Source organism: Gryllotalpicola reticulitermitis, from assembly GCF_042651345.1.
GTDB lineage: Bacteria > Actinomycetota > Actinomycetes > Actinomycetales > Microbacteriaceae > Gryllotalpicola > Gryllotalpicola reticulitermitis.
Genome location: NZ_JBHSCN010000005.1, coordinates 527,344 through 541,075 on the forward strand (window position 1 = coordinate 527,344; position 13,732 = coordinate 541,075).

Sequence of the window (13,732 nt, forward strand, 5' to 3'; positions counted from 1 at the left end):
GCGGATGGCAGCGCGCGACTACGGCCAGTACTGCGGCGTCACTCGCGCCGTCGAGCTCGTCGGCGAGCGCTGGGCGCTTCTCATCATCCGCGACCTGCTCGTCGGGCCGCGCCGCTACGGCGAGCTCGCCGCGGGATTGCCGCGGATTCCGAGCAACATCCTGGCGGCACGGCTCAAAGAGCTGCAGGCGGCCGGCATCCTGCGGCGGGTGCCGCACTCCCGAGTCGTGATCTACGAACTGACGCCGTACGGCCACGAGCTCGAGCCGATCGTGCTCGCCCTCGGCAGCTGGGGCTTCAAGGCGATGGGCGATCCGCGCCCCGAGCAGATCGTGACCGCGGATTCCATGACCGTCACCCTGCGCACGGCATTTCGCCCGCAGGTGGCCGCTGAACTTCCCTCGACGGCGTACGCGACGCGCTTCGGCGCCGCCGAGCTGCTCGTGCGGGTGGACGGCGGCGCACTGGAGGTCGCACGCGGCGGCGGCCCGGCCGACCTCGCCTTCGCCGCCGGCCCGGACATCCGTCGCCTGATCTCCGGCGAGCTCGCGCCCGACCGTGCGATCGCGACCGGGGCCGTCGAAGTGCTGCACGGACGCACGCAGTTGCTCGACCGCTTCGCCCGCACCTTCCACCTCGCCGCCTGAGGGACGCGGCGCGGACGGTAACACCGGGTAACACTCCGACGAGGCTGCGGGCGTGCAGCGTGCAAGATGGGGAAGTGAGTCTGCCCGCGCCCGCGTCCCCCACGGCTGTCAACGAGCTCGCCGAATGGCGACGCTCTCGCGACGAAGCGCTCGTCGCACCCCAGGGCAATCTCGCCCTCGTTGAGACGCGGTGGTACGACCCTGACACCGAGATCCCGGCATCCGATCTCACGGACGCCGCCGGCGGCAGCGTCACCGTCACGACGCTCGAGCGCACCGACCTCGACACAGGCTTGCCGCAGCGCGGCCTTCGTCGCTGGGACGCGGACTCCCCCGCGATCAGCGCATTCGACGGCGTGGCCGCCTACGGCTACGACCCCGAGTGGGTCATCGACGGGCAGTACGTACCGGGGCACGACGACCGCACCGTGTCGTTCGAGCACCTGCGCGACAACGGCCGCACACGCGAGCTCGCAGTGCCCGGCGAGATTCTCACGACCATCGGCGGCACCGAGTACCGACTGAACGCGTTCGACGACGGCGGGGTGCTTCTGCTCGTCTTCGGCGACCCGACCAACGGCGCGGAGACGTATGCCTCCGGCCGGTTCCTCTTCGTCGACCGCAGCGCCGACGAGTTCGGCACCGGTGGCGCCGTGACGCTCGACTTCAACCGCGCGTTCGTGCCGCCGTGCGGCTTCAGCGACCAGTACAACTGCCCGCTGCCGCCCGCGTCGAACCGCATCGCCGTGCCCGTCCGCGCCGGCGAGCAGCTCCCGCGCTTCGCGGCCGGGTTCGAGCACTAGCCCCATCCGCGTCGCGCCGCGAGTCCGGCGCGGCGAGTGCCGGGACGCGCAGCAGCACCCCCACAGCACCAGTACCAGCAGCAGCACCAGCACCAGCACCAGCACCACAAGCATCCGCACGCATCCGCACCCTCCTGCGATCCACGAAGGACACCCCACCATGCGAACCACGCGCCTCCTCGCGACCGTCGCCGCAGCAACCGCTGCGCTGCTGCTGGCCGGCTGCTCATCGGGCTCCGGCGGCTCGAGCAGCTCCGGCGGCGCGGCCGGCGCCGGCTACGACAAGAACGCGACGATCCAGGTCGGGTCGATCTACGAGCCGCAGAACCTCGACAACACCGCGGGCGGCGGCCAGGGCGTCACCGAGGCGCTCTACGGCAACGTCTACGAGAGCCTCTTCAAGCTCGGCGACGACGGCAAGGTGACCCCGCTGCTCGCGACGTCGTACTCGACCTCGTCCGACGGGCTGACCTACACGTTCAAGCTGCGTACGGGGGTCAAGTTCCACTCGGGCGCGACCATGACCTCGGCCGACGTGAAGTACAGCATCGAGAAGGTGCTCGCCCCGGCCTCGCAGTCGGCGCGCAAGAGCGACCTGCAGGTGATCAAGTCGATCGCCACCCCCGACGCGAACTCGGTCGAGGTCACGCTGTCGCAGCGTTCGATCTCGTTCGTCTACAACCTCAGCTACGTGTGGATCATCGACCACACTGCGACCAACCTGAAGACCAGCGAAGACGGAACCGGACCGTACAAGCTGGATGCCTGGAAGCAGGGCAGCACCCTCTCGCTCACGCGCTTCGCCGGCTACTGGGGCACCCCGGCGACCAATAAAGAGGTCGTCTTCAACTACTACAAGGACGCGACTGCCGAGAACAACGCGCTGCAGTCCGGTCAGCTCGACGTCGTCACGAGCGAGCAGAGCCCCGACGCGCTGACGCAGTTCGACAACAACCCGTCGTTCAAGGTCAACAACGGCAACTCGACGACCAAGCTGCTGCTCGCCTTCAACGACAAGGTGAAGCCGTTCAACAACACTGCGGTGCGCGTCGCGATCACCGAGGCGATCGATCGGCCCGCGCTGCTCAAGTCGATCTGGGGCACGTACGGCAAGGTCACGGGGTCGATGGTTCCGCCGACCGACCCGTGGTACGAAAACCTCAGCTCGGTGTACCCCTACGACCCGAGCAAGGCGAAGACGGCGCTCACGCAGGCCGGCTACCCGAACGGCTTCAGCTTCACGCTCGACACTCCGAACTACGACCCGCACCCCGCGGCGGCCCAGTTCATCAAGGCTCAGCTGGCGAAGATCGGCGTCACCGTCAAGATCAACATCATCACGCCCGACGAGTGGTACACGAAGGTGTATCAGAACCACGACTTCACGGCGACGATGCAGGAGCACGTCAACGACCGCGACGTCGTCTGGTACGGCAACCCGGACTTCTACTGGGGCTACAACAACCCCCAGGTCACGAAGCTGATCAACGCGGCCGAGCAGTCGACGACCACGGCCGAACAGACCGCGAAGCTCAAGCAGGCGAACGAGCAGATCGTGAAGGATGCGGCGAGCGACTGGCTGTACCTGTACCCGCAGATCGTTGTGGCGACGACGAAGATCTCCGGCTACCCGCTGAACGGCCTGAACTCCCAGTTCTACGTCTACGACATCAAGAAGCAGAGCTGACGGACGCCTGACCTGATGCTTCGAACGGAATGACCGCCTACGTACTGCGCCGCCTCGGCCTGCTGCTGCTCTCTCTCGCCGTCGCGGCCGTCGTGGTGTTCGTGCTGCTGCGACTGCTGCCGGGCGACCCCGCGAACGCGCTCGTCGCCGTGGGAGCGACGCCGCAGCAGATCGCGGCGGCGCGGCACGCGGTCGGTTCCGACCGGCCCCTGCCGGAGCAGTTCGCACTCTGGGTCGCGCAGCTCTCGCACCTCGACCTCGGCACGTCCTTCGTCAGCGGGCTGCCGGTCGGGCCGCAGCTCGTACAGCGCATGGTCGTCACGCTCCCGTTGACGCTCCTCGGCTTCGTGCTCGCGGTGCTGATCGCCGCGCCGGTCGGATTCTTCGCCGCACGGTACGCGCGCAGCTGGCCCGGAATCGCCCTGTCGGCCGTCTCGCAGCTCGGTGTGGCGATTCCCGTGTTCTGGGTCGGGATCCTGCTCGTCTGGGGCTTCGCGCTGCACTGGCACGTGCTGCCCGCCGGCGGTTTCCCGCAGGAGGACTGGTCGACGCCCGGCCAGGCGCTGCGCTCGCTGACGCTGCCCGTGGTGACGATCGCCATCGTCATGTCCGCCTCGGTCGCGAGATATGTGCGGGCCGGGTGTCTCGAGGTGATCGACAGCGACTACGTGCGCACCTTCCGCGCGCTCGGCGCCAGCTTCGGCTCGGCCATGCTTCGGCACGGGCTGAAGAGCGTCGCCGTTCCGGTCATCTCGGTGCTCGGCATCGAGCTCGCGACGACGTTCCTCGGCGCCGTCGTCATCGAGAACGTGTTCGCCCTGCCCGGTCTCGGCAGCCTGCTCGTGACCGGCATCTCGCAGCACGATTACCCCACGATCCAGGGCGTGATCCTGCTCACCACCCTGATCGTCCTCGTGGTCGGCTTCTTCGCGGATCTCACGCAGAAGCTGCTCGACCCGAGGCTGCGAGGGGCGCGGCGATGAGCGCGGACGAGCCGATCGACGTGGCGGTGCTCGTCGAGGCACCGGCCCGGCGCCGTCGCGGGCGGGTGTCCGCGCCGCTGGTGGCGGGAAGCATCCTGCTCGGCATCATCGTCGCCGCGTGCCTGCTGTCGTTCGTCTACCTCCCCTACCCGCCCGACCAGATCGGCGGCGGCCGCCTCACCCCGCCGTCCGGCGCGCATTGGCTCGGCACCGACACCCTCGGGCGCGACCTGCTGTCGCAGTTGATGGTGGGCGCGCGGATCGCACTGGCCGCGGGCGGCGGCTCCGTGCTGCTGGGCGGATGCCTGGGCCTCGTGCTCGGCTTGGCCGCCGCTCTCGCCCAGCGCTGGATCGACGATGCGATCGCCGCGATCCTCGACATCCTGATCGCGTTCCCGACGCTGCTGCTCGCCATGCTGGTCGTCGCCGCGCGCGGGGAGACGCTCGGCTCGGCGGTGCTCGCCATCGGCCTCGCGATGAGCGCCATCGTGGCGCGCCTGACACGCATCCTTGCGAAGCAGGTGCTGTCGGCGCAGTTCGTCACCGCGGCGCGCACGTCCGGAACCGGCTGGCTCGGGATTCTCGGCGGTCATGTGCTGCCCAACATCTGGCCGACTCTCGCCGTGAACCTGGCCCTGCAGTTCGGGCTGGCCGTGCTCGCCGAGGCGAGCCTGTCGTACCTCGGCCTCGGTGCGCCGCCGCCCAACGCCTCGTGGGGACGTCTGCTTGAGCAGGCGCAGGGCACGGTCTACACCGCCCCGGTCGGTGCGATCGCTCCCGGGCTTGCGCTCATCATGCTCGTGCTCGGCGCGAACCTGCTGGCCGACGGGCTGCGCGATGTGCTCGATCCGACTCGGAGGACCCGATGACCGCGCCCCTTCTCGACGTCTCGCAGCTGACCGTGCGAACCGCCGACGGCACGCCCGTGGTCGACGACATCTCGTTCCACATCGAGGCGGGCGGCCGTCTGGCGCTGATCGGCGAGTCCGGTAGCGGGAAGTCGCTCACGAGCCTCGCCGTGATGGGGCTGCTGCCCGGGGGCCTCGCCGCCAGCGGAAGCATCCGTATCGATGGGGTCGAGGTGATCGGCGCACCCGAGAGCGCGCTCAACCGCCTGCGCGGCCGCAAGGTCGGCATCGTCTTCCAGGAGCCGCTCACCGCGCTCGACCCGCTCGCCAAGCTGGGCGCGCAGCTCGCGGAGCCGATCCGCCGCGCGGCTCGAGCCGAGGGCACGCGGCTGAGCCGTGCGAAGGTGCGCACCGCCGTCGTCGACGCGCTGGCCGAGGTCGCGATTCGCGAGCCCGAGCGGATTGCGCGGGCGTACCCGCATGAGGTGTCCGGCGGTCAGCGGCAGCGCGTGGCCATTGCGATGGCGCTCGCGCGAGGGCCGGAACTGCTGATCGCCGACGAGCCGACGACGGCCCTCGACGTCACGGTTCAGACCGAGGTGCTCGAGCTGCTCGACCGTGTCGCGACCGAGCGCGGGACGGCGCTGCTGTTCGTGAGTCACGACCTCGCCGTCGTCGCCCAGCTCGTCGAGCAGGCACTCGTGCTGCGGGCCGGCCGCGAGGTCGAGCGGGGCGCGCTGCGCTCGCTGATCGACTCCGCGGAGGATTCATATACTCGTCGGCTGGTCGCCGCCGCGCGCGAACTCGACGAGGCACTGCGCAGCGGGGGGCGCTCATGAGCGAGCTGCTGCGCGCCGACGGGGTGGGCTTCGCGTACCGGAAGGGCGCGGACGCCCTGCGGGAGGTCGATCTCACCGTCACCGCGGGACGCCATCTCGGCATCGTTGGCGAGTCCGGTGCGGGCAAGAGCACGCTGCTGCGGTTGCTGCTCGGCCTCGATGCCCCGACTGCCGGGCGGCTGTTCGCGGATGGCACGCCGCTCGACGTCCGTGACCGCGCACGGCTGCGAGCCCACCGGCGCTTCGTGCAGCCGGTCTTTCAGGATCCGTACTCCTCGCTCGACCCCCGCCGCCGGATCGGCGCGATCGTGTCGGAGCCGCTGCGCTCGCTCGGGATCGCCCATGGCGAGACCGCGGCGACGCGCGCCGCCCACGCGCTCAAGGCCGTGGGACTGCCCGCCGACGTGGTTGTGCGCTTTCCCCATCAGTTCTCCGGGGGCCAGCGACAGCGCATCGCGATCGCGCGCGCGATCGTCGGCGGCCCGCAGGTGCTGCTCGCGGACGAGCCGGTGAGCGCGCTGGACATGTCGACACGGGTGCAGGTCATCGATCTGCTCGACGAGCTCGGGCAGAGCGGCGGCCTCGAGGGGCGGCCGTTGACCGTCGTGCTGGTGTCGCACGACCTGTCGGTCGTCGCGCGGCTGTGCCACGACATCGTCGTGCTCGAGCGCGGCACCGTCGTCGAGCGGGGCACCACTCGCGAGGTGCTCACCGCGCCGCGCGAGCCGTACACGCAGCGGCTGCTCGCGAGTGTGCCGCGACTCAGCCCGCAGAGCTGATCGCCCGCGCGGCGGGACATCAGCGCGGGCTGAGGCGCAGGTGTGCGCCCGCTTCGCAGTGGGTACCTGACGCACGGATGTCGGGAGGAGCACACCATGAGCGACACCTATGGGCGTAACGGAGCGGTCGGAAGCGACGAGGCGATCGACGATGACGGCCTCGGTCGCCACGCGGCGGTCGCGCCCGTCGACGCGACGACCGCAACGCCAGTAGCCGCCACGCGGGCCAACGTCGTGGGGCGCGAGGCGGCGGAGTTCGGCGGATTCAAATGGGGCTCAGCATTCTTCGGCTGGCTGACCGCCGCCGGGATGGCGGTGCTGCTCACGGCGATCCTCAGCGCGATCGGCGCGGGCGTGAGCCTCGGCACCAGTAACGGCAACGCGAACAACGCGGCGAAGACCGTCACGAGCAACGCCACTACGGTCACGGTCGTCGGGGCGATCGCCCTCGCGGTGATCCTGTTCGTGTCGTACTACTGCGGCGGCTACGTCGCCGGTCGGATGGCGCGCTTCAGCGGCCTCAGGCAGGGTTTCGCCGTGTGGCTGTGGGCGATCGTCATGGCGATCATCGGCGCCATCATCGCGGCGATCGCGGGGTCGAACTACGACATCCTCGGCAAGATCAACGGCTTCCCGCGCATTCCGGTCAACGAGGGCAATCTCACGGTCACCGGGATCATCACGGCGATCGTCGTCGCGCTGCTCAGCCTGATCGGCGCACTGCTCGGCGGCCTCGCGGGCATGCATTACCACCGCAAGGTCGATCGCGTCGGGTTCGACGTCTGACCGCGCACCGCGTGGGGGCCGACGTCTGATGGCGCACCGCGTCGCGTCGGGTTGCGCGATGCGGCGGGACCCTCGGAGATCACTGTCATGAGGGAACATTTTCGCGGCGCTGTAGGACGCCGTCTCTGCGCTGACAAAAATGTTCCGTGATGACAGTCTGCGCGCCACATACCGGTCGGGGGTGCGCTGACGCCATGCGAGGCCGCGACCCTGCGCAGCGGGCGCCGCGCGAGGCGGAGCGCGACTCGCACGGATGACGGCGCATAGCGGCCGTGGTTCGATGACGGTATGCGCTTGCACGTCGACGCCCACGGCGGCACCGAGACCGGCACCGAGACCGACACCGAGACCGAGACCGACGCCGATGGTGCCCGCGTCGCGAGACCCCTAGGGTCTGTGGCGTGATCGGCGACGGGCTGGCCATCCGGCACGTCGGGGAGCACCCGATGGATCCCATGCCGCGCGACAAGTGGCCCGCGACGCTGCCCGCCGTGCGCCAGCTGCTCGACGACGGGCTGGAGCTCGGCCCCGCGACGGTCTTTGTCGGCGAGAACGGCGTCGGGAAGTCGACGCTCGTCGAGGCCATCGCAGGCGCGTTCGGTCTCTCGCCGGAGGGCGGCTCGACCGGTGCGAACCTGCACACGCGGCCCTCCGAATCCGAGCTGTGGGAGCACCTGTCGATCGCCCGGGCGCCCGGCGGCGCGCGACGGGGATTCTTCCTGCGCGCCGAGACCATGCACGGGTTCTTCACGTATCTCGAGCAGAACCCGTCGTCGCGCGGGGGTGAGCCGGTCTTCCACGAGCTGTCGCACGGCGAGTCGTTCCTCGAGCTGATCGTTCAGCGCTTCCGTGGCCGCGGTCTGTGGGTGCTCGACGAGCCCGAGTCCGCGCTCTCCTTCAGCGGCTCGCTGGCCCTGCTCGGTGCGCTGCAGCAGCTCCTCGCCGACGGCGGCTCGCAAGTGATCCTCTCGACGCACTCCCCGGTCCTCGCCCACCTGTCCGGGGCTCGCATTCTCGAAGTCGGCGAGTGGGGCATCCGCGACTGCGCATGGGAAGACCTCGACCTCGTCCGGAACTGGAGGCTCTTCCTCGACGGTCCCGAGCGGTTCCTCCGGCACCTGGCGTAGCGCACCCGCATGGTTGACTGAGCGAGTGATGCGGCGCACGGTCCTGGTCGTCGCGATCCTGGCATCCTTCGTCGCGTTCCTCGACAGCAGTGTCGTCAACGTCGCGCTGCCCGCGATCGCGCGAGACCTCGGCGGCGGCCTCGCCCTGCAGCAGTGGGTCGTCGACGCGTACCTCGTGACACTCGGCGCCCTCATTCTGATCGCCGGGTCGCTCAGCGACCTCTTCAGTCGCACCCGGGTGCTGTTCGTCGGGCTGATCGCGTTCGGCGCGGCATCCGTTCTCTGCGCACTCGCCCCGAGCGGTGGCGTGCTCATCGCCGCGCGTGCGGTGCAAGGAGTCGCCGGCGCTCTGCTCGTGCCGAGCTCGCTCGCGCTGATCATCTCGGCATTCGACGGCGAGGACCAGTCGCGCGCGATCGGCCGCTGGACCGCCTGGACCAGCGCGGCGATGCTCATCGGCCCGTTCCTCGGCGGCGTGTTCGTCGACACGCTCTCGTGGCGGTGGGTGTTCGGCATCAATGCGCTGCCGATCGCTGTGACGTGCGTGCTGCTGGCGCGCCTGCCCGCGGCGCCCGCGAAGGCCGGTGGCCGCGTCGACGTGCCCGGAGCGGTGCTCGGGGCCCTCGCGCTCGGCGGCATCGTCTTCGCACTCATCGAGCAGGGGCAGCGCGGGTGGACGGATCCCGTCGTGCTCGGCTCGGCCGCGATCGGGGTCGTCGCCGGCATCGCGTTCCTCATCGTCGAGCGGCGCGTCCGCCAGCCGATGCTGCCCCTCTCGATCTTCCGGGTGCACGACTTCGCCGTCGGGAACGTCGCGACCTTCGTGATCTACGCCGCGTTCTCGCTCGGGCCGCTCATGGTCGGGCTGTATCTGCAGCAGGTCGCGGGCGTGGCCGCGTGGCTGGCCGGTCTCGCGCTGGTGCCCACGACGGTGGTCTCACTGCTGCTCGCCGGGCGCTTCGGGCGGTGGGCCGGCAAAGTCGGCGCGCGCTGGTTCATGACGGTCGGCCCCGTGATCGTCGCGATCGGATTCCTGTCGATGCTGCTGATCAGGCATCCGTTCGACTACTGGACGCAGCTCATGCCCGGCACGATCATCGCGGGCCTCGGCATCGCGACGACGGTCGCGCCACTCACTTCGGCGATCCTCGGCTCGACCCCACCGTCGCAGGCGGGCATCTCGTCGGCGATCAACAACGCCGTCGCCCGGGTCGCGGGGCTGGTCGCCGTGGCGTGCGCCGGTCTCATCGTCGGCGAGCACCTCGACCTCGGCGGCCTGCAGCGGGTGCTCCTCGTCGTCGCGGTACTGCTCGTGCTCGGCGCGGCGGTGTCGGGCATCGGCATTCGCGACGAGTTTCTGCGTCGCGACAACGGTGCACGTCGATAGGCTCCGAGTTCGCTTCGTCGGGAACCTTATCGACCGATGAGAGCGGGACTCGCCGACCCCCACGACTCCAGTACGGCCTTCACGTCGTCGCTCCGCTCGTTCACGAGCGCGCTGCGGTAGGCATCTTCGAGCACGGCGGCGAGCGTGACCGTCGCGCCGGTTTCCGCCGACCTCACGGCTCCCTCCACCATGGCGAGGCTGAAGATGTTCGAATGCACGTCGCCGGACGGGGTTCGACCGGTGCGCAGGGCATCGACGAACTCATCGAAGGCGCCCGCGATCTCAGATCGAACGGATGCCTGTCCGATCGGCGCAGGCACTTCAGCACGCGTCGGTGCGTCGAGGTACTCGACCTCCGGGCGCCCCTCGCCGTCCCAGGTCGAACTGCCGCCCGCGCCGCTCACTCGCCAGTGGCCATTCCACGACGTCTCAAGGCCCGGACTGCACCAGCTGCCGGTGAACGTGTATCGCGTGCCACCATCGAAGGTGAACGTCGCAGTGGCGGCGGCATCGCCGCGGTACCAGCTCCAGCTCGGGTTGAAGGTATGACAGTCGACGGTCACCGGGTCGGCGTCGAGCAGGTAGCGCGAGACGTCAAAGGCGTGAATGGCCATGTCGACGAGCAGCGGATGGTCCATCTCGTCGCGAAACCCGCCAAAGTGCGGCGCCTTGAAGAATTCGGTCGTGACGATGCCGATGTCGCCGAGCGCGGACGTGACCGCCTTGAACTCGGCGAGCGCCGGGTAATAGCGTCGCGACTGGCTCGTCATCAGAAGCTGGCCCGAAAGCTCCTCGGCTGCGACGAGCGAGAGCGCCTCAGCGACGGTGGGAGCGATGGGTTTCTCGCACAGCACGGGGAGCCCCGCGCGCAGCGCCTCGCTGTTGACCGCGTGGTGCGCGGGCGGGACGGTGACGTCGATCACAGCCTGAGCGCCGACGTCCGCGGCCACCGCGGTAAGCGAATCACCGACGGCAATGGACAGCCCGCGCTCAGTCGCGGCGGCACGTGCCAGATCGAGGTCGAGATCGACGAGCCCTACGACCTCCGCCGCCGGCGTTCCGACGAGCATGTCGAGCCAGTGGCGCCCCATGCTCCCCGCACCGACGAGCACGACGCGAAGGGGCCTGTCCGCCGGCACAGTGGCGAAGGTGCTCATTCGGCGTCTCCCCGGTTGTGCATGGCTCCCTGGTATCCGCCACCGTTGAAGAAATCGCCGGACTCGTAACGCAACAGCGTCGGCAGCGCACGCGCGGGCCTATCGGATGCGACCCACGCGACACCGTTGGCGATCACCCGCCGCACGTCCTTGTGGTGGTACACGGGGAAGTCCTGATCACCGGGGCTGAAATAGAAGATCTTTCCGTTGCCGCGGCGGAAGGTGATGCCGCTGCGAAACACCTCGCCGCCGGTGAAGGAGCTGATGAAGATGATCTCGTCCGGCTTCGGAATGTCGAACTGCTCGCCGTACATCTCCTGCTGGGGGATCTCGATCGGGTGCGGCACCCCCTGAGCGATCGGGTGCGTCGGGTCGACGGTCCACACGAGCTCCCGATCGTTCTCGCTCCGCCAGCGGAGCGTGCAGGTCGTGCCCATCAGTTTCTGGAAGATCTTCGACCAGTGACCCGAATGGAGCACCACGAGCCCCATGCCCTCGAGCACGTGCCGATGCACCCGCTCAACAACCTCGTCGGACACCTCACCATGGGCTGCGTGGCCCCACCACGTCAAAACATCCGTCTCGGCGAGGCGTTCTTCGGTGAGGCCGTGCTCCGGATCGTCGAGGAGCGCGGTAGAGACCGAGGCGCGCTCGCCGAGGTGCTCCTCGATGGCCGACCTGATGGCGTTGTGCATGCCGTCGGGGTAGATCTCGGCGACGTGCGGCTCGGCCTGTTCATGCCGGTTCTCTCCCCAGACGACGACGCGGAGTCGGCGGTCGGTGTCGTTCACGTGATTCTCCTTAGTGATGCTGTTCTGCTGGCTCGCGGCGTGGGCGTCGCGGGTCACTTGATCGCGCCGCCGAGGGCCCCGGCGGCGATATATTTCTGCGCGATGATGAGCAGCACGCCGGCCGGGACCGAGGCCATCACGGCCGTCGCCATGACGGGACCCCACTGCGACACGTTCGCGCCGATGTAGTTGTAGATCCCGAGCGTGATGGGGCGCACGGCCGGCGTGGTGGTGAGAGTCAGCGCGAACAGGAAGTCGCCCCACGCGCCGAGGAAGGTGAACAGCGCGGCCGTGATGATGGCGTTCTTGCTGATCGGGACCACGATCGAGATGAACGCCCTGAAGTTGTTCGCGCCGTCGACCAGCGCCGCCTCGACGAGTGTCTGCGGCACCGACACCATGAACGCTCGCATCAGGATGATCGCGAACGGAATCTGTACCGCGCTGTCGGCGAGGATCAGGCCCAGGTGCGAGTTGAGCAGACCCCACTTGTTGAAGAGCGTGTAGAGCGCGTTCGCGATGACGATCGTCGGGATCATCTGCGTGATGAGCAGCACGAAGACGAAGGCCGTGACGCCCCTCATCCGGAACCGCGCGAGGCCGTACGCGGCCGGCGTGGCCACGACGATCGTGAGGACGACGGCGCTCAGCGAGATGATCAGACTGGTGATGAGGTTGGCGCCCTGCTGCTGAATCGCCGCGGTGTAGCCGGCGAGCGTCGGATGCAGCGGGAACCAGCTGGTGTTCGCCGCGCCCGAGTTCGCCTGCAGGCTGCTGTTGATCATCCAGTAGATCGGGAACACCATGATCCCGAGAAAGATGATGCCCAGCACCGTCATGGGCCATTTCCGTGCGGGCGCGCGCCGCGGCACGCCGGCGAGTCGGATCGCTCGCGTCTCACTCATTCGTCGACCGCCTTCCGGTTGATGTAGAGATAGACGATCGCGAACAGCAGGGACACGACGATCAGCACATTGCTGATAGCGGCGCCCCGTCCGAACGCGAACTGCACGAACGAGTTCTGATACGCCCACGTGGCGAGAGTCTGGGTCGAGTTCGCCGGGCCACCACCGGTGAGACCGAGGATGATGTCGACCACCTTCAACGTGTAGACGACGCCGAGCACGATCACGACGCTGACAACAGAACGGATGCTCGGCCACGTGATGTGCCAGAACGCACGCCAGCCGACGGCGCCATCGAGCGAAGCCGCCTCATACAGTTCTTCGGGGACTCCCTGAAGGCCGCTGTAGAGGATCGTCGTGTTGAAGGGGATGCCGAGCCAGATGTTGACGCCGATGACGGCGAGGAGTGCGAGGTTGGGGCTGACGAGCCATGGGATCGCATGTACGCCGAATATGCCGAGAAACTGGTTCAGGGCCCCGCTGCCCTGGTCGAGGATCCACTTCCACACCGCGGCTGAGGCGATGAGCGGAATCAGCCATGGCAGAAGCAGCAGCGAGCGCAGGAATCCGCTCAACGGGAAGTGCCGTTTGAAGAACAGGGCGAGCCCGAGACCGAGGCTGAACTGCAGCACGATGGACCCGACCGTGAACAGGGCGGTGTTGATCACCGTGGTCCAGAACAGCGGGTTGCTGAACACTGCCGAGTAGTTGGCGCCGCCCACCCAAGGGGCCACGCCGGTGTAGAACGTGGTGGTCGTGTAGTTCTGCAGGGACATCACGACGTTCTGGACGATCGGGTACCCGAAGAAGACCAGCACGAACAGAACAGCGGGGGCCACGAACAGCCATCGGGTGAAATAGCGGCCGACGTGGCGTCGGCGCCGCGTCGCACGGGCCGTGCCGGGACCGAGCCGGGCACTGACTGAGGTCATCTCACGCTCCTTTGCGCGTCGAGGACCCGGCGGGCGCGTCGTCGTGCCCGCCGGGTGCCGGT

The 13,732-nt window shown here is 68.8% G+C and carries 14 protein-coding genes; 10 read left to right on the forward strand and 4 right to left on the reverse strand.

Translation table 11 applies throughout. The annotated features are described in order from the left end of the window. Positions 1–4: 4 nt before the first annotated feature. The 10 genes from ACFOYW_RS09635 to ACFOYW_RS09680 all read left to right on the forward strand — a co-directional run bounded on the left by ACFOYW_RS09635 (position 5) and on the right by ACFOYW_RS09680 (position 9,885). Positions 5–646, forward strand: a complete 642-nt coding sequence (locus ACFOYW_RS09635; RefSeq protein ID WP_390228714.1) for a winged helix-turn-helix transcriptional regulator — start codon at positions 5–7, stop codon at positions 644–646. 74 nt (positions 647–720) lie between these two features. Then, a complete protein-coding gene (locus ACFOYW_RS09640) occupies positions 721–1,449 on the forward strand; it encodes a DUF1684 domain-containing protein (RefSeq protein WP_390228715.1) in 729 nt (242 codons plus the stop codon). Positions 1,450–1,609: 160 nt separating this feature from the next. Next, positions 1,610–3,136: an ABC transporter substrate-binding protein gene (locus ACFOYW_RS09645; protein WP_390228716.1), complete on the forward strand. Its 1,527-nt coding sequence runs from the start codon at positions 1,610–1,612 to the stop codon at positions 3,134–3,136. 29 nt (positions 3,137–3,165) lie between these two features. After that, the gene (locus ACFOYW_RS09650; RefSeq protein ID WP_390228717.1) at positions 3,166–4,119 is read left to right on the forward strand and encodes an ABC transporter permease; all 954 of its coding nucleotides are present in this window, start codon (positions 3,166–3,168) and stop codon (positions 4,117–4,119) included. Beyond that, complete coding sequence (locus ACFOYW_RS09655) at positions 4,116–4,988, forward strand: ABC transporter permease (protein ID WP_390228718.1); 873 nt, start codon at positions 4,116–4,118, stop codon at positions 4,986–4,988. Before ACFOYW_RS09650 ends, ACFOYW_RS09655 begins: the two co-directional genes overlap by 4 nt. After that, a complete protein-coding gene (locus ACFOYW_RS09660) occupies positions 4,985–5,806 on the forward strand; it encodes an ATP-binding cassette domain-containing protein (protein WP_390228719.1) in 822 nt (273 codons plus the stop codon). The genes ACFOYW_RS09655 and ACFOYW_RS09660 overlap by 4 nt, the downstream gene beginning before the upstream one ends. Then, positions 5,803–6,585, forward strand: coding sequence for an ABC transporter ATP-binding protein (locus ACFOYW_RS09665; RefSeq protein WP_390228720.1), 783 nt, complete (start codon positions 5,803–5,805; stop codon positions 6,583–6,585). The genes ACFOYW_RS09660 and ACFOYW_RS09665 overlap by 4 nt, the downstream gene beginning before the upstream one ends. A 96-nt stretch (positions 6,586–6,681) precedes the next feature. Beyond that, complete coding sequence (locus tag ACFOYW_RS09670; RefSeq protein WP_390228721.1) at positions 6,682–7,371, forward strand: hypothetical protein; 690 nt, start codon at positions 6,682–6,684, stop codon at positions 7,369–7,371. A gap of 446 nt (positions 7,372–7,817) precedes the next feature. Then, complete coding sequence (locus ACFOYW_RS09675) at positions 7,818–8,498, forward strand: AAA family ATPase (protein ID WP_390229602.1); 681 nt, start codon at positions 7,818–7,820, stop codon at positions 8,496–8,498. A 28-nt stretch (positions 8,499–8,526) separates the two neighbouring features. Further along, positions 8,527–9,885 (forward strand): DHA2 family efflux MFS transporter permease subunit, encoded by a 1,359-nt coding sequence (locus ACFOYW_RS09680; protein ID WP_390229605.1) that lies wholly within the window; start codon positions 8,527–8,529, stop codon positions 9,883–9,885. Between the two features lie 26 nt (positions 9,886–9,911). On the opposite strand, the gene ACFOYW_RS09685 is transcribed toward ACFOYW_RS09680, so the two are convergent. Genes ACFOYW_RS09685 through ACFOYW_RS09700 form a run of 4 tightly spaced genes read right to left on the reverse strand, consistent with a single transcriptional unit; the run spans position 9,912 to position 13,670 of the window. Further along, the gene (locus ACFOYW_RS09685) at positions 9,912–11,042 is read right to left on the reverse strand and encodes a Gfo/Idh/MocA family protein (RefSeq protein ID WP_390228722.1); all 1,131 of its coding nucleotides are present in this window, start codon (positions 11,040–11,042) and stop codon (positions 9,912–9,914) included. Further along, the gene (locus ACFOYW_RS09690; RefSeq protein WP_390228723.1) at positions 11,039–11,833 is read right to left on the reverse strand and encodes a ThuA domain-containing protein; all 795 of its coding nucleotides are present in this window, start codon (positions 11,831–11,833) and stop codon (positions 11,039–11,041) included. The genes ACFOYW_RS09685 and ACFOYW_RS09690 overlap by 4 nt, the downstream gene beginning before the upstream one ends. A 53-nt stretch (positions 11,834–11,886) precedes the next feature. Further along, positions 11,887–12,738: a carbohydrate ABC transporter permease gene (locus ACFOYW_RS09695; protein WP_390228724.1), complete on the reverse strand. Its 852-nt coding sequence runs from the start codon at positions 12,736–12,738 to the stop codon at positions 11,887–11,889. Beyond that, positions 12,735–13,670: a carbohydrate ABC transporter permease gene (locus ACFOYW_RS09700; RefSeq protein ID WP_390228725.1), complete on the reverse strand. Its 936-nt coding sequence runs from the start codon at positions 13,668–13,670 to the stop codon at positions 12,735–12,737. Before ACFOYW_RS09700 ends, ACFOYW_RS09695 begins: the two co-directional genes overlap by 4 nt. Positions 13,671–13,732: the final 62 nt, after the last annotated feature.